The organism is Pseudomonas sp. KCJK9058, from assembly GCF_046230975.1.
GTDB classification, from domain to species: Bacteria; Pseudomonadota; Gammaproteobacteria; order Pseudomonadales; family Pseudomonadaceae; genus Aquipseudomonas; species Aquipseudomonas alloputida.
Genome location: NZ_JBJJLR010000008.1, coordinates 1 through 20,812, shown reverse-complemented (window position 1 = coordinate 20,812; position 20,812 = coordinate 1). Strand labels below are relative to the sequence as shown.

The 20,812-nt window shown below is 64.0% G+C and carries 12 protein-coding genes; 8 read left to right on the top strand and 4 right to left on the bottom strand.

Annotated elements, in window-relative coordinates:
* Nucleotides 1-109: 109 nt before the first annotated feature.
* The 3 genes from glgX to ACK59Z_RS07130 all read left to right on the top strand — a co-directional run bounded on the left by glgX (nucleotide 110) and on the right by ACK59Z_RS07130 (nucleotide 4,572).
* A complete protein-coding gene (gene glgX / locus ACK59Z_RS07140; RefSeq protein ID WP_004576083.1) occupies nucleotides 110-2,263 on the top strand; it encodes a glycogen debranching protein GlgX in 2,154 nt (717 codons plus the stop codon).
* Nucleotides 2,264-2,384: 121 nt separating this feature from the next.
* The gene (locus ACK59Z_RS07135) at nucleotides 2,385-3,179 is read left to right on the top strand and encodes an endonuclease/exonuclease/phosphatase family protein (RefSeq protein WP_108191717.1); all 795 of its coding nucleotides are present in this window, start codon (nucleotides 2,385-2,387) and stop codon (nucleotides 3,177-3,179) included.
* A 316-nt stretch (nucleotides 3,180-3,495) separates the two neighbouring features.
* Nucleotides 3,496-4,572 carry an autotransporter outer membrane beta-barrel domain-containing protein gene (locus ACK59Z_RS07130; RefSeq protein WP_108191716.1) on the top strand — a complete coding sequence of 359 codons (1,077 nt, stop codon included), beginning with the start codon at nucleotides 3,496-3,498 and terminating at the stop codon, nucleotides 4,570-4,572.
* 322 nt (nucleotides 4,573-4,894) lie between these two features.
* On the opposite strand, the gene glgB is transcribed toward ACK59Z_RS07130, so the two are convergent.
* The 3 genes from glgB to ACK59Z_RS07115 form a co-directional block, all read right to left on the bottom strand.
* Entirely contained in the window at nucleotides 4,895-7,105 is a 2,211-nt protein-coding gene (gene glgB / locus ACK59Z_RS07125; RefSeq protein WP_108191715.1) for a 1,4-alpha-glucan branching protein GlgB, read from the bottom strand.
* Nucleotides 7,102-10,422, bottom strand: coding sequence for a maltose alpha-D-glucosyltransferase (gene treS, locus ACK59Z_RS07120; protein ID WP_108078329.1), 3,321 nt, complete (start codon nucleotides 10,420-10,422; stop codon nucleotides 7,102-7,104). Before treS ends, glgB begins: the two co-directional genes overlap by 4 nt.
* Before the next feature lie 153 nt (nucleotides 10,423-10,575).
* Nucleotides 10,576-12,594: an alpha-1,4-glucan--maltose-1-phosphate maltosyltransferase gene (locus ACK59Z_RS07115; protein ID WP_409292690.1), complete on the bottom strand. Its 2,019-nt coding sequence runs from the start codon at nucleotides 12,592-12,594 to the stop codon at nucleotides 10,576-10,578.
* A gap of 139 nt (nucleotides 12,595-12,733) precedes the next feature.
* Between ACK59Z_RS07115 and ACK59Z_RS07110 the strand changes: the two genes are divergently transcribed.
* On the top strand, nucleotides 12,734-12,895 hold the full coding sequence (locus tag ACK59Z_RS07110; protein WP_003251307.1) for a hypothetical protein: 162 nt from the start codon (nucleotides 12,734-12,736) through the stop codon (nucleotides 12,893-12,895).
* A gap of 214 nt (nucleotides 12,896-13,109) precedes the next feature.
* Here ACK59Z_RS07110 and ACK59Z_RS07105 read toward each other — a convergent pair whose 3' ends face one another.
* Complete coding sequence (locus tag ACK59Z_RS07105) at nucleotides 13,110-14,792, bottom strand: AMP-binding protein (protein WP_108191713.1); 1,683 nt, start codon at nucleotides 14,790-14,792, stop codon at nucleotides 13,110-13,112.
* A 324-nt stretch (nucleotides 14,793-15,116) separates the two neighbouring features.
* Here ACK59Z_RS07105 and ACK59Z_RS07100 point away from each other — a divergent pair, with 324 nt between their 5' ends.
* From ACK59Z_RS07100 to ACK59Z_RS07085, 4 genes are read left to right on the top strand one after another with little or no spacing between them, the layout of a single operon-like run.
* Nucleotides 15,117-16,280: an isovaleryl-CoA dehydrogenase gene (locus ACK59Z_RS07100; RefSeq protein ID WP_003251317.1), complete on the top strand. Its 1,164-nt coding sequence runs from the start codon at nucleotides 15,117-15,119 to the stop codon at nucleotides 16,278-16,280.
* Nucleotides 16,281-16,299: 19 nt separating this feature from the next.
* A complete protein-coding gene (locus tag ACK59Z_RS07095) occupies nucleotides 16,300-17,907 on the top strand; it encodes a carboxyl transferase domain-containing protein (protein WP_108191712.1) in 1,608 nt (535 codons plus the stop codon).
* Between the two features lie 3 nt (nucleotides 17,908-17,910).
* Nucleotides 17,911-18,726 (top strand): gamma-carboxygeranoyl-CoA hydratase, encoded by an 816-nt coding sequence (locus tag ACK59Z_RS07090; RefSeq protein WP_003251320.1) that lies wholly within the window; start codon nucleotides 17,911-17,913, stop codon nucleotides 18,724-18,726.
* Nucleotides 18,723-20,675, top strand: a complete 1,953-nt coding sequence (locus ACK59Z_RS07085) for an acetyl/propionyl/methylcrotonyl-CoA carboxylase subunit alpha (protein WP_108191711.1) — start codon at nucleotides 18,723-18,725, stop codon at nucleotides 20,673-20,675. The genes ACK59Z_RS07090 and ACK59Z_RS07085 overlap by 4 nt, the downstream gene beginning before the upstream one ends.
* Nucleotides 20,676-20,812 lie beyond the last annotated feature (137 nt).

The following is a 20,812-nucleotide window of genomic DNA, read 5'->3' as shown; positions in this document are numbered from 1 at the left end:
CCCGCTCCTACAGGTTCATCACAGGCGCATGTAGGAGCGGGTTTACCCGCGAAGTGGCCAATGCAGGACAGCACAATTCCCCTTCCATCACGGCCACTCGAGGATCGTCATGAGCCCCCGCACCCCAAAGAAAACCCGCTCGGTCGCACCATCGCGCATCCGCGAAGGCATGCCCTTCCCCCTCGGCGCCACCTGGGATGGCCTTGGGGTCAACTTCGCCCTCTTCTCGGCCAACGCCACCAAGGTCGAGCTGTGCCTGTTCGACTCCACCGGCGAGCAGGAAATCGAGCGCATAGAGCTGCCCGAATACACCGATGAGATCTACCATGGCTACCTCCCCGACGCTCACCCCGGCCTGGTCTATGGCTACCGGGTGTACGGCCCCTACGAGCCGGAAAACGGCCACCGCTTCAACCCCAACAAACTGCTGATCGACCCGTATGCCAAGCAACTGGTCGGCAGCCTGAAATGGTCCGAGGCACTGTTCGGCTACACCATCGGCCACCCGGACGGTGACCTGTCGTTCGACGAGCGCGACAGCGCGCCTTTCGTGCCCAAATGCAAGGTCATCGACCCAGCGTTCACCTGGGGCCGCGACCAGCGCGTGCAGATCCCATGGGAGCGCACGATCATTTATGAAGCGCATGCCCGCGGCATCAGCATGCGCCACCCGGCTGTGCCTGAAGAACTGCGCGGCACCTTCGCCGGCCTGGCCAACGACGAGTTGCTCAAGCACATCAAGGACCTTGGCGTGTCGAGCATCGAGCTGCTGCCGATTCACGCCTTCGTCAACGACCAGCACCTGCTGGACAAGGGCCTGAACAACTACTGGGGCTACAACAGCATCGCCTTTTTCGCCCCGCACCCGCGCTACCTGGCCAGCGGCAAGATCGCCGAGTTCAAGGAGATGGTCGCGCACCTGCACGACGCCGGGCTCGAAGTGATCCTGGACGTGGTCTACAACCACACCGCCGAAGGCAACGAGCGCGGCCCGACCCTGTCGATGCGCGGCATCGACAACGCCTCGTACTACCGCCTGATGCCGGACGACAAGCGCTACTACATCAACGACTCCGGCACCGGCAACACCCTGGACCTGAGCCACCCCTGCGTGCTGCAGTTGGTCACCGACTCGCTTCGCTACTGGGCCGGCGAAATGCACGTGGATGGCTTTCGCTTCGACCTGGCGACCATCCTTGGCCGTTACCACGATGGCTACAGCGAGCGTCATGGCTTCCTGGTCGCCTGCCGCCAGGACCCGATGCTGAGCCAGGTCAAGCTGATTGCCGAACCATGGGATTGCGGCCCCGGCGGCTACCAGGTGGGCAACTTCGCCCCGGGCTGGGCGGAATGGAACGACCGCTTCCGCGATACCGCACGCGCCTTCTGGAAAGGCGACGAAGGCCAGCTGGCCGATTTTGCCGCACGCTTGACCGCCTCGGGCGACATGTTCAACAACCGCGGGCGCCGGCCCTATTCCTCGGTCAACTTCATCACCGCCCACGATGGTTTCACCCTGCGCGACTTGGTGTCCTACAACCACAAGCACAATGAAGACAACGACGAAAACAACCAGGACGGCACCGACAACAACCTGTCGTGGAACTGCGGCGTCGAAGGGCCGACCGACGACCCGGCGATCAATGCCCTGCGCATGCGCCAGATGCGCAACTACTTCGCAACCCTGCTGCTGGCCCAGGGCACGCCAATGATCGTTGCCGGCGACGAGTTCAGCCGCACCCAGCACGGCAACAACAACGCTTACTGCCAGGACAGCGAGATCGGCTGGGTGAACTGGGACCTGGACGAGGAAGGCCAGGAGCTGCTGGCCTTCGTCAAGCGCCTGACGCGTCTGCGCCTGGCCTACCCGGTGCTGCGCCGCTCACGCTTTCTGGTGGGTGACTACAATGAGGCAATTGGGGTCAAGGACGTGACCTGGCTGGCACCCGATGGCAACGAGATGAGTGTTGAGCAATGGGAAGACCCACACGGGCGTTGCCTGGGCATGCTGATAGATGGTCGGGCACAGGTCAGCGGTATCGCCCGGCCAGGTGCCGAGGCCACCGTGCTGCTGATCGTCAATGCCCACCATGACGTGGTGCCATTCAAGCTGCCGGCCGTGCCCGAAGGCGATTACTGGAGCTGCCTGGTCGATACCGACCGGCCGGAGTTGCGCAAGGGGCAGCACCTGCAGTTCGACAGTACCTTCGAGGTGAAGGGCCGGTCGATGCTGCTGATGGTGTTGCAGCGCGACGAGGAGTGAACCGTGATAACCCAGGCAGGTCTTACGTTTTGATCGCTACGCCATACCTGTGGGAGCGGGTTTGCCCGCTGCCACAGGTTTTAGCGGCGACAGTAAGGCAGGGTCAACTTCAGGAGGATTTGTGAGCCTCGAAGCCGGCAGTAATGGTTTCGCCAGCGTCAGCCAGGCCCCAGCCGTGAAACGCCTGCGGGTACTGACGGTGAACACCCACAAGGGCTTCACCGCCTTCAACCGGCGCTTTATCTTGCCAGAGCTGCGCGAGGCCGTGCGCAGCACCCAGGCCGACATTGTCTTCCTTCAGGAAGTGCTCGGCAGCCACGACCGCCACGCCGCGCGCTACCCCGGTTGGCCACAGACCTCGCAGTACGAATTCCTCGCCGACAGCATGTGGAGCGACTTTGCCTACGGCCGCAATGCGGTCTACCCTGACGGCCACCACGGCAATGCGCTGCTGTCCAAATACCCGATCATCGAGCACCGCAACCTGGACGTGTCGATCACCGGCCCCGAACGCCGCGGCCTGTTGCACTGTGTGCTGGAGGTGCCGGGGCAAGGCCAGGTGCATGCGGTCTGCGTGCACCTGTCGCTGCTGGAAAGCCACCGGCAAAAGCAGCTGCAGTTGCTGCGTAAACTGCTGGACGCCCTGCCGGCCAACGCCCCGGTGATCATCGCCGGCGACTTCAACGACTGGAAAAGCCACGGCAACCGCACCCTTGGCCTGCAATGCGACTTGCACGAAGCCTTCGAACGCCACCACGGCCACCTCGCCCGCACCTATCCTGCCCGCCTGCCACTGCTGCGACTGGACCGCATTTACCTGCGTAATGCCGAAAGCCATGGGCCGCGGATTCTGGGGCACAAACCTTGGTCGCACCTGTCAGATCATCTGCCGCTGGCAGTGGAAGTGCGCCTTTAGCAATCATTCTTCATAGCCACGGCACGGCAAATAGCGATCCCCGCTATACCCTGCTGTTTTTACCAATAAAACAACAGGTTGAGCGTTACGACATACCTTGAACACTTCCTTCACGCTTTCTTGACGCAAGCGGTGACCTCTCCTTAGCTGAACGATACCAAGCTGTAAAAAACTTGCGCCGGGCCTCTAGCTCGCGCCTTCGTGCGCGTTTGCGATAACTGGCGCGCTGGTTTGGGTCGCCCACTGTTTTTGCCGTACAGCTCGTGACAACAGGCCAGGTTCTCGGGCTGCACCACAAAAACAAAGGAGATCCGCCATGAAAAGCACCTCGAACCCCTCGCGCTTCGACAGCATTTTCTACGCGGTTTCCACGTCGCTGCTTCTGGCAACCCCGGTGGAAACGATCGCGTACGAACTGCAGGGTGACCCCACCTCCCCCGGCTTTCTGCAGCAACCCGTGGCGGCGCAACTGTCGCTCGACCCGCTCAGTGCCAGTGGGTTGAGTCTCGGCACCCTCAATGCGTTTTCGCAGCAAATGAGCGAACGCCACCAGCAGCCGGCACCGGACCTGATTGCCAGTCAGTGGGCGCAGTTCTTCCCCACCCGTGCGCGCGGCCGCGCGCTGCCCCCAGCACAGCTGGAGGCGCCCAGCCAGCAACTGATGATCGGCCCGGACCTGTTCGTGCGTGAAACTGCAGCGGGCGATGTGCACCGCGCAGGGATTTTCGTGGGGCACAACAACCTGCAAAGCAGCTTCAAAGGCGCGCGCCCTCTGCTGGGCGACAAGCAGCGCAAAGCGGTGAACTTGAGCGGTGAAAGCCTGGGGGTGTACTGGAGCATGACCCACGAACAGGGTTGGCACCTGGATGCCGTGGCCATGGGCTCGCGGATCGACGTGATGGGCCGTGGCGAAAACGGCCAGCGCCTGGACGACAGTGGCCACGCAATGACCTTCTCGGTAGAGGGCGGTTACCCGATCCGCCTGGGTGGCAACTGGGTCATCGAGCCCCAGGCACAGTTGATCAACCAGCAGTTCTTCCCTGGCAACCAGGTGCAGGAGGAGACCTTGCAAGCCTTCGATAGCCAGCCGAGCTGGAGCGGCCGGGTCGGTGCCAAGTTGTCCGGGCGCTACGAAGTGCGCGGCATGCCCATCGAACCCTATGTGCGGACCAACGTGTGGTATGACTTCAGCAATGCCGATGAGGTGAAGCTGGACCAGGTCGACAAGATTTCCAGCTCGCGCTACTCGACTACCGTGGAGTTAGGGTTGGGGTTGGTGGCGCGGGTGACGCCTTCGGTGGCCATGTTCGTCAGCGCCGATTACAGCAGCGATGTGGATGACAATGACCTGAACGGGTTGATTGGCAGCCTTGGGGTGCGGATGCGGTGGTAGGCAGGGCCGGCCTCTTCGCGGGTAAACCCGCTCCTACAACGATCACCGCCGGGTGCGGCCTGCGTAGGAGCGGGTTTACCCGCGAAGAGGCCCGTACAGCCAACCGATCAGGCGGGCCTCATCACCAAGCCCCCAAGCGGCGCCAGTGGCGGCTGGTGGCGCGGGTAATGAACTGAACGGTTTGATTGCCAGCCTTGGTGCGGATGCGGTGGTAGGCAGGGCCGGCCTCTTCGCGGGTAAACCCGCTCCTACAACGATCACCGCCGGGTGCGGCCTGCGTAGGAGCGGGTTTACCCGCGAAGGGGCCCGTACAGCCAACCGATCAGGCGGGCTTCATGATCAACACCCCCAGCGGCGGCAGGTTCAGGGCCAGCGATAATGGCTGCCCGTGGCTGGCCACTGCCTCACTGGCCACCGCCCCCAGATTACCCACGTTCGACCCGGCATACAGCTCGGCATCGCTGTTCAGCAGCTCCTGCCAACGCTCGCCGAACGGCACGCCAATGCGGTAACCCTCACGGGGTACCGGGGTGAAGTTGGCCACCACCAGCACCGGCTCGCCGCTGCTGCTCCAGCGCAGCCAGGCGTACACGCTGTTTTGCGCGTCGTCACCGATCAGCCACTGGAAGCCCTGCGGCTGGCAATCCTGCTCGTGCAGCGCCGGCACTTCGCGGTACAGGCGGTTGAGGTCGCCCACCAGGCGCTGCACGCCCTGGTGCTCGGGATACTGCAGCAGGTACCAGTCCAGTTCGCTGTCGTGGTTCCACTCACGCCACTGGCCGAACTCGCAACCCATGAACAGCAGCTTCTTGCCCGGGTGTGCCCACATGAAGGTGAGGTAGGCGCGCAGGTTGGCGAACTTCTGCCAGCGGTCGCCGGGCATCTTGTCGATCAGCGAATGCTTGCCGTGCACCACCTCATCATGGGAAATGGGCAGGATGAAGTGCTCGGAATAGGCATAGATCAGCCCGAAACTCATCTCGTTGTGGTGGTAGGTGCGGTGCACCGGGTCGTTCTGGATGTAGTGCAGGGTGTCGTGCATCCAGCCCATGTTCCACTTGTAGGCAAAACCCAGGCCGCCCTGTTGGGTAGGCTGGCTGACCCCAGGCCAGGCGGTGGACTCTTCGGCGATGATCAGCGCACCCGGGGCCTCGTGGGCAGCGACGCCGTTAAGGTGGCGGATGAAGTCGATGGCTTCCAGGTTCTCGCGCCCGCCGTGACGGTTGGGTACCCATTCGCCAGCCTTGCGCGAGTAGTCGCGGTACAGCATCGAGGCCACCGCATCGACGCGCAGGCCGTCGATGTGGAAATGCTTCAACCAGTGCAGCGCCGAAGCCATCATGAAGCCGCGCACTTCATTGCGGCCGAGGTTGTAGATCAGCGTGTTCCAGTCCTGGTGGTAGCCCTCCAGGGGGTTATCGTATTCGTACAGCGCAGTGCCATCGAAGCGCGCCAGGCCATGTTCGTCGGTGGGAAAATGCGCCGGCACCCAGTCCAGCAGCACACCAATGCCTCCCTGGTGGCAGGCGTCGATGAACGCGGCGAAATCCTCGGCACTGCCATAGCGCGAGGTGGGCGCGAACATCGACAGTGGTTGATAGCCCCAGGAGCCGCCGAACGGGTGTTCCATGATCGGCAGCAGTTCGATGTGGGTAAAGCCTAGTTCCTGCACATAGGGCACCAGCCGTTCGGCCAGCTCGCGCCAGTTGTAGAAACGCCCGACTTCGCCCGCTTCGTCCAGCTCGCAGCGCCATGACCCTGGGTGCAGCTCGTAGATCGACAACGGCGCGTTGTAGGCATGGCGCTGGGCGCGTTGCGCCATCCAGTCATGATCCTGCCAGGCGTGGCTGAGTTCACCGGCTACCTTGGACGCCGTGCTCGGCGGCAGCTCGGTGGCACGGGCCAGCGGATCGGCCTTCAGCGGCAGTATGCCGTCCTTGCCAAGCACTTCGAACTTGTAGGTTTCGCCCACGCCCAGGCGCGGAATGAACAGCTCCCACACCCCCGCGCCATGCCGCAGGCGCATGGGGTGGCGGCGGCCATCCCAGTTGTTGAAATCACCCACCACCGACACCCGCCGGGCATTCGGCGCCCAGACCGAGAAACACACGCCGTCGATGCCATCGACCTGAGTCGGCTGGGCACCGAAGCGCCCGGACAAATCGCGGTGATTGCCTTCCGCGAACAAGTGAAGGTCCATGTCACCCAGTTGCGGGCCGAAGCTGTAGGGGTCTTCGGTAACCTGTTCGCCACCGGCCCAGACGATATGAAACTGGTAGGGCTGTGCCTCATCGAGGTGCGCACTGAACAACCCAGGCAGGCTGCCCTGCTCCATTTCGGCAAGGACCCGCCCGTCATCCCGGGCCTGAGCGCGCACTTTCAGGGCATTGGGCAGAAAGGCGCGGACCACCTGCCCGCCTGCGCCGTCGCCGTGGGGGCCGAGTACCGCAAAAGGATCGGCGTGTTCGGCGCGGGCCAGGGCGTCGAGGTCCCGTTGCCGAAGGCCACCGTTTTCACGCGTTGTAACGTTCATTCTGACTCTCCCCAGGTACTGATCAGTCCATGCAGACCATGCAAAGGCACGGCCAGCCAGCTCGGACGGTTTTCGGCTTCGTATGTAATCTCGTAGGCGGCTTTTTCCAGGCAGAACAGTTCCAGCGCCGCGCGCTCGCCCTCGGCGTGCTGCCAGGCGTGAGGCATGGCGGCGGTGGCCAGCCCATAGGCTTCGACAAAGGCATGCCGGGACTGGTGCAGGTACTGCCGGGCAACCCGCTGCCGGGCTTGCCGCGCCGGCTCGGAAAGGTCCACCGCAGACGCGCTGCGCAAGATCATCGCAGCAGCATAGTCGAAGGAACGCAGCACGCCGCTGACATCCTTGTAGGGGCTGTGTTTTGCCCGGCGCTCTTCAAGGGGCCGGGCGGGTTCACCTTCAAAATCGATGAGGTAGGCATCACCCTGCACCACGAGCACCTGGCCCAGGTGCAGGTCGCCGTGCACACGCATCAGCAGGCCACCCTGAGCCTGCTTGCTCAGGGTGTCGATGTGCTGGGCCAGGCCGTCACGCTGTTGCTGCAGGTCGTCGACCAAGGACTGGCTGTCGCTGTCCAGCGTGTCGCGATGCTGCGCCAGCAGGTCGAGGGCGTGGGTCAGTTCGGTGCTGATCTGTGCACGCCAGCGCTCGCTGTCCCGCGCATCGCTGGGGCGCGGCTGGAAGGCCGGGTCTTCGGTGGGGGCGGCCAGCAGCAGGTGCATCTCGCCCAGACGCTGGCCAAGCAAGGCCGCAAAGCCGCTGAGTTCGGCCAACGCGTCAGTGTGCGCTTCGGCGTCGTTGCGGGTGGGCTCCATCTGGTCGCGGATGGCCCGTTCCAGCGTGTTCTGGGTCCAACCCCAGGCATCGCCCTGGTTGCTCAAGTAACCCTGGGCAATCATCAGCAGGTGCGGCGCGTGTTGCTCGTCCACCCGGCTGACCCAGGCCAGCAGCGGCGAGATATTGGCAAAGCCGGCGGCGGTCAGGTAGGCACTCATTTCCAGCTCTGGATGGATGCCCGGGTTGACCCGGCGGATCAACTTGAGCACCACGCGGTCGCCGATGACCACCGAACTGTTGGACTGCTCGGCACTGAGGTAGCGCACTTCGCTCTCGTCATCGAGCGCCAGGCCGGCCAGCTGCTCTGTGCATTCAAAGCGCAATTCACCCTCACTGTCGCCACACGGCAGACGCAGGCCATCCTGGCAGGCTTGCATCACAGCGTGAATGAACGGCTCAAGGACGAAGGCGTCTGTGATCAAGCCAACCTGGTGGGTACGGCGCACCCGCGACAACGCCAGCTGCTGCGGCAGTGCGGTGTGGATCTGTTCCTCACGCAGCAGGCCGAACGGCAGCTGGTAGCGGGTAGCCGTGCCGTCGCTGAGTACTTCGATTTCGCTGAGCAGCACCGGCGTGGTGGCGGTGCCGAAACGTACGCCGTAACACAGGCGCACGGCATCGATCGGCCCTTCCTTACCGGCGAACCAGCGGCGCTTGGGCAGGTACTGCGGCAGGATGGTGCTTTGCAGCGTATCGCTTGCGGGGGCTTGCAGCAGTTCTTCCATGCGCTTGCGCAGTACCAATGTGGTCAATTCGGGTAACCCCTCGGTGGCCTGGATGTGCCAGCTGGGCATGCGATCGCGGCTGGCCAGCAGGAACCAGTAGAAGGCATAAGGTGGCAAGGTCAGCAGAAACGGCAGTTGGCCGATTGGCGGGAACGCGCTGCCGCCCAGCATCTCCACCGGTACTTTGTCGGCGAATTGTGACAATTCGAGTTCGGCAGCCTGGGCGGCACGGGACACGTTGGCCACGCAGAGGATGACCTCGGTATTGCCGTCGGCGTCGGTGTACTCGCGGATATAGGCAAGGATGCGCCGGTTGCTGGGCGTGAGGGTACGCAGGCTGCCGCGGCCAAAGGCCTTCTGCTGCTTGCGCACCGCCAGCATGCGCCGGGTCCAGTTCAGCAGCGAATGCGGGTCGTGGCTTTGCGCCTCGACGTTGACCGTCTGGTAACCGTAGAGCGGGTCCATGATCGGCGGCAGCACCAGGCGTTGCGGGTCGGCGCGGGAAAAACCGCCGTTGCGGTCTGGCGACCACTGCATGGGTGTGCGAACGCCATCGCGGTCACCCAGATAGATATTGTCGCCCATACCCAGTTCGTCGCCGTAATACAGGGTTGGCGTGCCGGGCATCGACAACAGCAGGCTGGTCAGCAGCTCTATGCGCCGACGGTCACGCTGCAGCAGGGGCGCCAGGCGCCGGCGAATGCCCAGGTTGATGCGCGCGCGGCGGTCTTCGGCGTAATAGTTCCACAGGTAGTCGCGCTCGCGGTCGGTGACCATTTCCAGGGTCAGTTCATCATGGTTGCGCAAAAAGATCGCCCACTGGCAGTTGGCCGGGATTTCCGGGGTCTGGCGCAGGATGTCGGTGATCGGGAAGCGGTCTTCCATGGCCAAGGCCATGTACATGCGCGGCATCAACGGAAAGTGGAAGGCCATATGGCATTCGTCGCCGTCGCCTTCGCCGAAGTACGGGCGCGTGTCTTCCGGCCACTGGTTGGCTTCGGCCAGCAGCATGCGATCGGGGTAGTTGGCGTCGATCTCGGCGCGGATCGCCTTGAGCACGTCGTGGGTTTCGGCGAGGTTTTCGTTGTTGGTGCCGTCGCGCTCGATCAGGTAAGGGATCGCGTCCAGGCGCAGGCCATCTACACCCAGGTCGAGCCAGAAGCGCATGACGCCGATCACCGCCTTGAGCACCTGCGGGTTGTCGAAATTGAGGTCCGGCTGGTGGGAATAGAACCGGTGCCAGAAGTACTGGCCGGCGACCGGGTCCCAGGTCCAGTTGGACTTTTCGGTGTCGAGGAAGATGATGCGCGTACCGTCATACTTCTGGTCATCGTCCGACCACACGTAGAACTCACGCGCCTTGCTGCCGCGCTTGGCGTGGCGGGCGCGCTGGAACCACGGGTGCTGGTCGCTGGTGTGGTTGATGACCAGCTCGGTGATCACCCGCAGGCCGCGCTTGTGGGCCTCGGCGATGAAACGGCGGGCGTCGGCCATGCTGCCGTAGTCGGGGTGCACGGCCTTGTATTCGGCGATGTCGTAGCCATCGTCACGGCGTGGCGAGGGATAGAACGGCAGCAGCCACAGGGTGTTGACGCCCAGCTCGGCGATGTAGTCGAGCTTGCTGATCAGCCCGGCGAAATCGCCGATGCCGTCATTGTTCGAGTCGAAGAACGACTTGATGTGCAGCTGGTAGATGACGGCGTCCTTGTACCACAGCGGGTCGTCGATGAAGGCTGCCGGGCGGGAACGCTTGGCCATGTGCGACTCCTTTCAATTGCATGTTTACCCTTCTTGCACCATCGCTGTGGGAGCGGGCGTGCCCGCGAATCAGCCACCGCGGTGCTTGGCACCGGCTCTGCCGGTGTTCGCGGGCGTGCCCGCTCCCACAGGGGAAAAGGCTACAGACCGGTTTTACCCGGCTTTCTCGATGCGCCAGATGCCGAACGGCAGGTGCCAGGGCTCTATGCGCATCCATTGGGTCTTGCCGTACCACGACCAGCGGTGGCCGTTCATCAGGTCTTCACCCTGGGTTTCGGCGTTGTCGTCCAGCCCCAGCTCCCACAGTGGCAACTCGAAATGCGCCTCCTGGGCGTTGTGCGGGTCGAGGCTGACGGCCACCAGGATGTAGTTGTCACGCTCGGGCGTACGCTTGGCGAAGTACAGGATGTTGTCGTTCCAGCAATTGAAGAAGGCCACACCCAGGTGGGTTTGCAAGGCGCGGTTCTGCCGGCGGATGCGGTTGAGCTGGGCGATCTCGGCGATGATGTTGCCGGGCTGGGTGAAGTCGCGTGGGCGGATTTCGTACTTCTCCGAATCCAGGTACTCCTCCTTGCCCGGCAACGGCGTGCCCTCACACAGCTCGAAGCCCGAATACATGCCCCACAAGCCTGAGCCCATGGTCGCCAGCGCGGCACGGATAAGAAAACCTGCGCGGCCGGAGGTGTGCAGGAAGAACGGGTTGATGTCCGGCGTGTTGACGAAGAAGTTGGGCCGGTAGCACTGGCTCCACGGCGGCTGGTTGAGCTGCTCGAAATATTCGCGCAGCTCCTGCTTGTGGTTGCGCCAGGTGAAATAGGTATAGCTCTGTGCGTAGCCGACCTTGCCCAGGCGCGCCATCATCGCCGGTTTGGTAAAGGCTTCGGCAAGGAAGATGACGTCGGGGTGCTGGCTGCGCACATTGGCGATGAGCCATTGCCAGAACGGCAGCGGCTTGGTGTGCGGGTTGTCGACGCGGAACGTCTTTACGCCCTCCTCGACCCAGCCGACCACCACATCGCGCAGGGCCAGCCACAGCGAGGGCACGGCCTCCGGCGCATAGAAATCGACGTTGACGATGTCCTGGTACTTTTTCGGCGGGTTTTCAGCGTAGCGGATGGTGCCGTCCGGGCGCCAGCTGAACCAGCCCGGGTGTTCCTTGAGCCAGGGGTGGTCCTGGGAGCACTGGATGGCGAAATCGAGGGCGATTTCCAGGCCGTGTTCCGCCGCCGCCGCCACCAGACGGCGGAAGTCATCGCGGCTGCCCAGTTGCGGGTGAATGGCCTCGTGGCCGCCCTCCGGGCTGCCGATGGCATAAGGGCTGCCCGGGTCGCCCGGCTCGGCCTTGAGGGCGTTGTTGCGGCCCTTGCGATGCTGCATGCCGATGGGGTGGATGGGCGGGAAGTACAGTACGTCGAAGCCCATGTCGCGGATCATCGGCAGCCGTTCGTGCACGTCGTTGAAGGTGCCGTGGCGCTGCGGGTCGTCGGTCATCGAGCGCGGGAACAGCTCGTACCAGCTGGCGAACAGGGCGGCCGGGCGGTCGACATCAAGGGGAAACTCAGGGCTGCGGGTCAGGTAGCTGCGATGTTCGGCTTCGCCCATCAGGCGGGCGGTGGTCGGGTCGAGAAAGACGGCTACCTGGTCATCGGTACTGAGGGTGGCCAGGCGGTGTTGCACGGCCTCGAGCTCTTCGCGCAGGGCGCCGCTGCACAGCTCGATGCCTTTGCCCAGCATCAAACGGCCTTCTTCCAATTCCAGTTTTACCTCGACGCCGGCGTGGTACTTCTTCTCCAGGTCGTGGCAATAGGTGGCAAACGGGTCGATCCAGGCCTCGATACTGAACAAGTGCGGGCCCAGCTCGGTGGGGGTGAATTCGGCCAGCCACAGGTCGTTGCCCGCCGCCTGCATCGACACGCAATGCCAGCGCCTGCTGTGCGCCTGGCGCCAGTTGAGCATCACCGCCAGGCGGTCGTGGCCGTCGCTGTAGGCCTTGGTGCTGACTGTCACGGGCTGGCCGCTGACGGCCTTGGCGGCGAAGCTGCCAGCGTCGAGCACAGGTTGGGTGTCTTCGATCACGATGCGTGGCGCCAACAGCGCCTGGGCCAGGCTAATGGCCTGGTCCGGGTGATCGTTCGCCATGGGCACGCTTTCAAAGGGCTCGTTTCGTGACATCGACCTTGCTCCCTCAGGCTGGTGGCGGTAAGGGTTCAGAGCCGGGCACAGGCGGGGGGTTCAAAATAATTGAGCGAACGGCAGCTGCCAGCGGTCAGAGCCTACAGCACCTCTTCACCCACCCACGCGAGGTCAGGCCATGAACATTCCCATTCCACCGGAAACCCCCGATCCCAACATCGACGACCCAAGCTTGCCGCCACCCGTACCGGAAGAAGACCCGGACGAGCTGCCGATCAAGCCGACCGTGCCGCCGACGGTTGGTGACCCGCCGAGTCAGGAGCCACCGGTGAAAGCTTAAGGGTAGACCAGGGCACCGGCATGAACAGCGATCTCCACTGCTTCGTTGAGAGGTTGAGGATGACCAGGTGCTTGGCAAGGTGAAGATCTTGCATTGATCGGGCCGGCCTCTTCGCGGGTAAACCCGCTCCTACGAGGGACCGTGCCGGCCTTGAATGCGGCGCGGTCGGTGTAGGAGCGGGTTTACCCGCGAAGAGGCCGGCCGCGCCAGCACATCAACCCGCAGATGCAGCCGCAATCTCCGCCACACTGATCTCACGCATCCGGAACTTTTGCACCTTCCCCGTCACCGTCATCGGGAACTCGTCGACAAAACGGATATACCGCGGCACCTTGAAGTGGGCAATGCGCGCCTTGCACCAGCCCTGCAGCTCCTCGGCCGTGGCGCTGTGCCCAGGGTGCAGCTTGATCCAGGCGACGATCTCTTCGCCATAGCGGCTGCACGGAATGCCGATCACCTGCGCATCGGCCACTGCCGGGTGGGTGTAGAAAAACTCTTCCAGCTCACGCGGGTAAATGTTCTCGCCGCCGCGAATGATCATGTCCTTGTTGCGCCCAACGATGCGCACATAGCCCTGCTCGTCCATCACCGCCAGGTCACCCGAATGCATCCAGCCGGCCGGGTCGATGGCATCCGCCGTGGCCTGGGGGTTGTCCCAGTAGCCCAGCATCACGCTGTAGCCGCGGGTGCACAGCTCGCCAATCTCGCCGCGGGCGACGATGCAGCCATCGGCGTCCACCAGTTTGTTTTCCAGCTGCGGCTGGGTGCGCCCGACGGTGGTCACGCGCAGCTCCAGGTCGTCGTCCGGGCCGGTCTGCAGTGACACCGGGCTGGTTTCGGTCATGCCGTAGGCGATCTGCACTTCAGCCATGTGCATCTGGTCGATGACCCGGCGCATCACCTCGATCGGGCAGGTGGCGCCGGCCATGATGCCGCTGCGCAGGGTGGACAGGTCCATCTGCGCACGCGAGGGGTGATCAAGCATCGCGATGAACATGGTCGGCACGCCGTACAGGATGCTGGCACGCTCCTCGGCCACGGCGCGCAGGGTGAGCTCGGCGTCGAAGGCGTCGTTGGGGTAGATCATGGTGCTGCCGTGGGTGATGCAGCCGAGGTTGGCCATGACCATGCCGAAGCAATGGTACAGCGGCACCGGGATCACCATACGGTCGCGGGCCGTCAGGCCTAGGCTTTCACCCACCATGAAACCGTTGTTGAGGATGTTGTAGTGACTGAGCGTGGCCCCTTTGGGCGCACCGGTGGTGCCGGAGGTGTACTGGATGTTCACCGGCTGGTCGAATTGCAGGCTTTGCTGACGGGTTGTGCAGGCTTCGGCAGACGTCTGCCCTGCCCGCTCGGCCAGTGCGTGCCAGGGCAGGAAACCGGCAGGCGGGTTGGCGGCCAGGCTGATGACGCCACGCAACTGGGGCAGGCATTCACTGGCCAGCTCACCAGGCCGGGCGCTGGCCAGCTCAGGCACCAGCGCCTGCACCATGGCGTGGTAATCAGACGTCTTGAAGGCTTCAGCGCAGACCAGCCAGCGGCAGCCGGACTGACGCAACACGTATTCCAGTTCGCCCACACGGTAGGCCGGGTTGATGTTGACCAGGATGGCACCGACCTTGGCACTGGCCAGCTGCAAGATGCACCACTGGGCGCAGTTGGGCGACCAGATGCCAACACGGTCGCCAGTGTTCACGCCCAGTGCGATCAGGGCGCGGGCATATATTTCGACCTGTTCGGCCAACTGCCGCCAGCTGTAACGCAGGCCCTGGTGGCGGGACACCAGGGCCTCGCTGTCGCAACTGCGGGCCACGGTGGCATCGAAGGCCTGGCCGATGGTCTGGGTCAGCAAGGGTCGGTCCTGGCGACCGCGGGTATAGCTCGGTTGACTCATGGGTGTCCCTTCTTGTGGTTGTTTTGGGCACGGCTGAAGCAAGCGGGAATACTCTGGCGCAGATTTACGTTTACGTAAAGGTGACGAGTGGATTGACAGTGCCTCCCAGCAGGTTTACGTTAACGTAAAGGTGATGAACGATACCGGAACCTCCGGCATGACGCCGACCCTTGCAGGAGCGGGCTTGCCCGCGAATGCGATCACCCAGGCAATGACGGTGGTCCTGCTGACGCATTCGCGGGCAAGCCCGCTCCTACAGGGGTCGGCGATTAGGCTTTGAGCTACGGTGTTACCCAATTTCCAAGAACAAGAAGGTGCCCCAGCATGCATTACCCCTCCCTGAACTTCGCCCTGGGCGAGACCATCGACATGCTCCGCGACCAGGTGCGCACCTTCGTCGCCGCTGAACTGGCCCCAAGGGCCGCGCAGATCGACCACGACAACCTGTTCCCCGCCGACATGTGGCGCAAGTTCGGTGACATGGGCCTGCTGGGCATCACCGTACCGGAAGAGTACGGCGGCGCTGGCCTGGGCTACCTGGCCCATGTGGTGTCGATGGAAGAAATCAGCCGTGGCTCCGCCTCGGTGGCGCTGTCCTACGGCGCCCATTCCAACCTGTGCGTCAACCAGATCAACCGCAACGGCACCCATGAGCAGAAGCTCAAGTACCTGCCCAAGCTGATCAGCGGCGAGCACATCGGCGCCTTGGCCATGAGCGAGCCCAACGCCGGCTCCGACGTGGTGTCGATGAAACTGCGCGCAGAAAAACGCGGCGATCACTACGTGCTCAACGGCAGCAAGACCTGGATCACCAACGGTCCCGACGCCAACACCTACGTGATTTACGCCAAGACCGACCTGGACAAGGGTGCGCACGGTATCACCGCGTTCATCGTCGAGCGCGACTGGAAAGGCTTCAGCCGCAGCAACAAGTTCGACAAGCTGGGCATGCGTGGGTCCAACACCTGCGAGCTGTTCTTCGACGGCGTGGAAGTGCCGGCAGAGAACATTCTGGGCCAGCTTAACGGCGGCGTGCGCGTCCTGATGAGCGGCCTGGACTACGAACGTGTGGTGCTGTCCGGCGGCCCGACCGGCATCATGCAAAGCTGCATGGACCTGGTGGTGCCGTATATCCACGACCGCAAGCAATTCGGCCAGAGCATCGGCGAGTTCCAGCTGATCCAGGGCAAGATTGCCGACATGTACACCCAGCTGAACGCCAGCCGCGCCTACCTGTATGCCGTGGCCCAGGCCTGCGACCGTGGCGAGACCACCCGCAAGGATGCTGCCGGGGTGATCCTGTACACCGCCGAGCGCGCCACGCAAATGGCCCTGGAGGCGATCCAGATTCTTGGCGGCAACGGCTATATCAACGAATTCCCGGCTGGGCGCCTGTTGCGCGACGCCAAACTGTACGAAATCGGTGCCGGCACCAGCGAAATCCGCCGGATGCTGATCGGCCGCGAACTGTTCAACGAAACCCGCTGAACATAAGGGACGGGCGCACATGGCTACCTTGCACACCCAGATCAACCCGCGTTCGGCAGAATTTGCCGTCAACAGCGCGGCCATGCTCGAACAGGTCCAGGCCCTGCGCGGCTTGCTCGCCCAGGTTGCCCAGGGCGGCGGGCCCAAGGCCCAGGAACGGCATACCTCGCGTGGCAAACTGCTGCCGCGCGAGCGTATCGACCGCCTGCTGGACCCGGGCTCGCCGTTCCTCGAAATCGGCCAGTTGGCCGCCCATGAGGTGTACGGCGAAGACGTGCCAGCGGCGGGCGTGATTGCCGGCATCGGCCGCGTGGAAGGCGTGGAATGCATGATTGTGGCCAACGACGCCACGGTAAAAGGCGGTTCGTACTACCCGCTGACGGTGAAGAAGCACCTGCGTGCACAAACCATCGCCCTGCAGAACCACCTGCCGTGCATCTATCTGGTGGACTCCGGCGGCGCCAACTTGCCACGCCAGGACGAAGTGTTCCCCGACCGCGAGCATTTCGGGCGCATCTTCTTCAACCAGGCCAACATGAGCGCGCAAGGCATCCCGCAGATCGCCGTGGTGATGGGCTCGTGCACCGCTGGCGGCGCCTACGTGCCGGCCATGGCCGACGAAGCGATCATGGTGCGCCAGCAGGCGACCATCTTCCTCGCCGGGCCGCCGTTGGTAAAAGCCGCCACCGGTGAAGTGGTGAGCGCCGAAGACTTGGGGGGCGCCGATGTGCATTGCCGCACCAGCGGCGTGGCCGACCACTATGCCGACAACGACGAACATGCCCTGGCCCTGGCCCGGCGCAGCGTGGCCAACCTCAACTGGCACAAGCAGGGCAAGCTACAACGCCTGGCACCGGTGGCACCGCTGTATGCGGCCGATGAGCTGTACGGCGTGGTGCCGGCCGATGCCAAGCAACCGTTCGACGTGCGCGAGGTGATCGCCCGCCTGGTCGATGGCTCGGTGTTCGATGAGTTCAAGGCGCTGTTCGGTACCACGCTGGTGTGCGGTTTCGCCCACCTGCATGGCTACCCGGTGGCGATCCTGGCCAACAACGGCATCCTGTTCGCCGAAGCCGCGCAAAAAGGTGCGCACTTCATCGAACTGGCCTGCCAACGCGGCATCCCGCTGCTGTTCCTGCAGAACATTACCGGTTTCATGGTCGGCAAGAAGTACGAAGAAGGCGGCATCGCCAAGCACGGCGCCAAGCTGGTCACCGCCGTGGCCTGCGCCCAGGTGCCGAAGTTCACGGTGATCATCGGCGGCAGCTTTGGTGCCGGCAACTACGGCATGTGCGGCCGCGCCTACGACCCGCGCTTCCTGTGGATGTGGCCCAACGCACGGATTGGCGTGATGGGCGCCGAACAGGCCGCCGGGGTGCTGGCCCAGGTCAAGCGCGAGCAGAGCGAACGCAGCGGCCAGCCATTCAGTGCCGAAGACGAAGCCAGGCTCAAGCAGCCGATCCTCGACCAGTACGAGCGTCAGGGCCACCCCTATTATTCCAGCGCCCGCCTGTGGGACGACGGCGTCATCGACCCGGCACAGACCCGCGACGTCCTCGGCCTGGCGTTGTCTGCCGCGCTGAACGCGCCGATCGAACAGAGCCGCTTCGGCATTTTCCGGATGTGACCCATGAGCGATTTCAGCACCCTTGAAGTGATCCGCGACCCGCGCGGCTTTGCCACCCTGTGGTTAAGCCGCGAGGACAAGAACAACGCCTTCAACGCGCAGATGATCCGCGAGCTGATCGTGGCCATCGACCAGTTGGCCGAAGACGCCAGCCTGCGCTTTGTGCTGCTGCGTGGCCGTGGCCGGCATTTCAGCGCCGGTGCCGACCTGGCCTGGATGCAGCAGTCGGCGCAACTGGACTTCAACACCAACCTGGATGATGCCCACGAACTGGGCGAGCTGATGTACGCCCTGCATCGCCTCAAGGCCCCGACCCTGGCCGTGGTGCAAGGCGCAGCCTTTGGCGGCGCGCTGGGCCTGATCAGCTGCTGCGACATGGCCATCGGCGCCGAAGACGCCCAACTGTGCCTGTCGGAAGTACGCATCGGCCTGGCCCCGGCGGTCATCAGCCCGTTCGTGGTCAAGGCCATTGGCGAACGCGCCGCGCGCCGCTACGCCCTCACCGCCGAGCGTTTCACTGGCGTGCGCGCCCGCGAGCTGGGCCTGCTGGCCGAGGTGTACCCGGCCAGCGAACTGGACGACCACGTCGAAGCCTGGGTAAGCAACCTGCTGCAGAACAGCCCACAAGCATTGCGCGCCACCAAGGACTTGCTGCGCGAAGTGGACGACGGCGAACTCAGCCCGGCCCTGCGCCGTTACTGCGAAAACACCATCGCCCGCATCCGCGTCAGCGCCGAAGGCCAGGAGGGCCTGCGCGCCTTCCTGGAAAAACGCCGCCCTGCCTGGCAAACCGTTGACAAGAAGGAGCCGCGCCCATGAGCCGCCCCGCTTTGACCACCCTGCTGGTCGCCAACCGCGGCGAAATCGCCTGCCGGGTGATGCGCACCGCCAAGGCCATGGGCCTGACCACTGTCGCCGTGCACAGCGCCACCGACCGTGACGCCCGTCACAGCCGCGAAGCCGACATCCGCGTCGACCTGGGCGGCACCAAGGCTGCCGAAAGCTACCTGCTGGTCGACAAGCTGCTGGCCGCCGCCAAGGCCAGCGGCGCCCAGGCCATCCACCCAGGTTATGGCTTTCTGTCCGAGAACGCAGGTTTCGCCCGCGCCATCGAGCAGGCCGGGCTGATCTTCCTCGGCCCACCGGCCAGCGCCATCGACGCCATGGGCAGCAAATCGGCAGCCAAGGCGCTGATGGAGGCCGCCGGCGTGCCGTTGGTTCCGGGCTACCACGGCGAGGCCCAGGACCTGGACACCTTCCGCGCCGCGGCCGAACGCATCGGCTACCCGGTGCTGCTCAAGGCCAGCGCTGGCGGCGGCGGCAAGGGCATGAAAGTGGTCGAGGAAGAAAGCCAGTTGGCCGACGCCCTGGCGTCGGCCCAGCGTGAGGCACAGTCGTCGTTCGGCGATGCGCGCATGCTGGTGGAAAAGTACGTGCTCAAGCCACGCCATGTCGAAATCCAGGTGTTTGCCGACCAGCACGGTAACTGCCTGTACCTTAACGAACGCGACTGTTCCATTCAGCGTCGCCATCAGAAGGTAGTGGAAGAGGCCCCTGCCCCCGGCCTGTCACCCGAACTGCGCCGGGCCATGGGCGAAGCGGCGGTGCGTGCCGCCCAGGCTATCGGTTACGTGGGTGCTGGCACCGTGGAGTTTCTGCTTGATGCACGTGGCGAATTCTTCTTCATGGAGATGAACACCCGCCTGCAGGTGGAACACCCGGTCACCGAGGCCATCACCGGCCTGGACCTTGTTGCCTGGCAAATTCGCGTGGCCTGCGGCGAAGCCCTGCCGATCACACAGGAACAGGTGCCGCTGATCGGCCATGCCATCGAAGTGCGCCTGTATGCCGAAGACCCGGCCAACGATTTTTTACCCGCGACCGGCAAATTGGCGCTGTACCGTGAATCGGCACCTGGCGAAGGTCGGCGGGTGGACAGTGGGGTCAGCGAAGGCGATGTGGTGTCGCCGTTCTACGACCCGATGCTGGGCAAGCTGATTGCCTGGGGTGAAAACCGCGAACAGGCACGCCTGCGCTTGCTGGCCATGCTTGACGAGTTTGCCATTGGCGGGTTGAAGACCAACATCGCCTTCCTGCGCCGCATTCTCGCGCACCCTGCGTTCGCGGCGGCAGAGCTGGACACCGGCTTCATTCCCCGCCACCAGGATGTGCTGCTGCCGGCGGCACGTGCGCTGCCGGCTGGCTTTTGGGAGGCGGCAGCCGAAGCCTGGCTGCAGGGCCAGGCGGGGCATCAGCGCGAAGACGATCGCCATTCGCCGTGGAGCGGGCGTAATGGACTGCGCTTGGGCCTGCCGGCACGCAGCAGCTTGCATCTGGTGAGTGCTGGGCACGATCAGGCAGTGGCCCTGGAACGCAGCGCTGCTTCTACCTGGCAGCTGCAAGGTGAGCAGTTGGTGCATGACCAGAACGGCGTGCGTCGCCAGCATCTGGCAATCCGTCGGGGTGGCACGCTGTACCTGCACTGGGATGGCGAAATGCATGCCATCGAAGCCTTCGACCCGATTGCCGAGGCCGAAGCCAGCCACAGCCATCAGGGTGGGCTGGGTGCGCCCATGAACGGCAGTATCGTGCGGGTGCTGGTCGAACCTGGGCAGGTGGTGGAAGCCGGTACTGCGCTGGTGGTACTGGAGGCCATGAAGATGGAGCACAGCATTCGTGCGCCGCATGCCGGCACAGTGAAGGCGCTGTTCTGCCTGGAGGGGGACATGGTCAGCGAAGGGACTGTGCTGGTCGAACTGGTGGAATAACGGTGCCGTAGGGCCGCTTTGCGGCCCTAACGCAACACAAGGCCGCCCCTGCAACAGCCCGTAGGAGCGGGTTTACCCGCGAAAGGGCCGGGCCTGCTGGCCAATTTCCACCAACCGTTCACCGTTGCCGCCGCTAC

Coding starts and splice junctions, on each gene's coding strand:
- glgX (WP_004576083.1), top strand. CDS start 110: ATGAGCCCCCGCACCCCAAAGAAAACCCGCTCGGTCGCACCATCGCGC.
- ACK59Z_RS07130 (WP_108191716.1), top strand. CDS start 3,496: ATGAAAAGCACCTCGAACCCCTCGCGCTTCGACAGCATTTTCTACGCG.
- glgB (WP_108191715.1), bottom strand. CDS start 7,105: ATGAACGTTACAACGCGTGAAAACGGTGGCCTTCGGCAACGGGACCTC.
- treS (WP_108078329.1), bottom strand. CDS start 10,422: ATGGCCAAGCGTTCCCGCCCGGCAGCCTTCATCGACGACCCGCTGTGG.
- ACK59Z_RS07115 (WP_409292690.1), bottom strand. CDS start 12,594: ATGTCACGAAACGAGCCCTTTGAAAGCGTGCCCATGGCGAACGATCAC.
- ACK59Z_RS07110 (WP_003251307.1), top strand. CDS start 12,734: ATGAACATTCCCATTCCACCGGAAACCCCCGATCCCAACATCGACGAC.
- ACK59Z_RS07105 (WP_108191713.1), bottom strand. CDS start 14,792: ATGAGTCAACCGAGCTATACCCGCGGTCGCCAGGACCGACCCTTGCTG.
- ACK59Z_RS07100 (WP_003251317.1), top strand. CDS start 15,117: ATGCATTACCCCTCCCTGAACTTCGCCCTGGGCGAGACCATCGACATG.
- ACK59Z_RS07095 (WP_108191712.1), top strand. CDS start 16,300: ATGGCTACCTTGCACACCCAGATCAACCCGCGTTCGGCAGAATTTGCC.
- ACK59Z_RS07090 (WP_003251320.1), top strand. CDS start 17,911: ATGAGCGATTTCAGCACCCTTGAAGTGATCCGCGACCCGCGCGGCTTT.
- ACK59Z_RS07085 (WP_108191711.1), top strand. CDS start 18,723: ATGAGCCGCCCCGCTTTGACCACCCTGCTGGTCGCCAACCGCGGCGAA.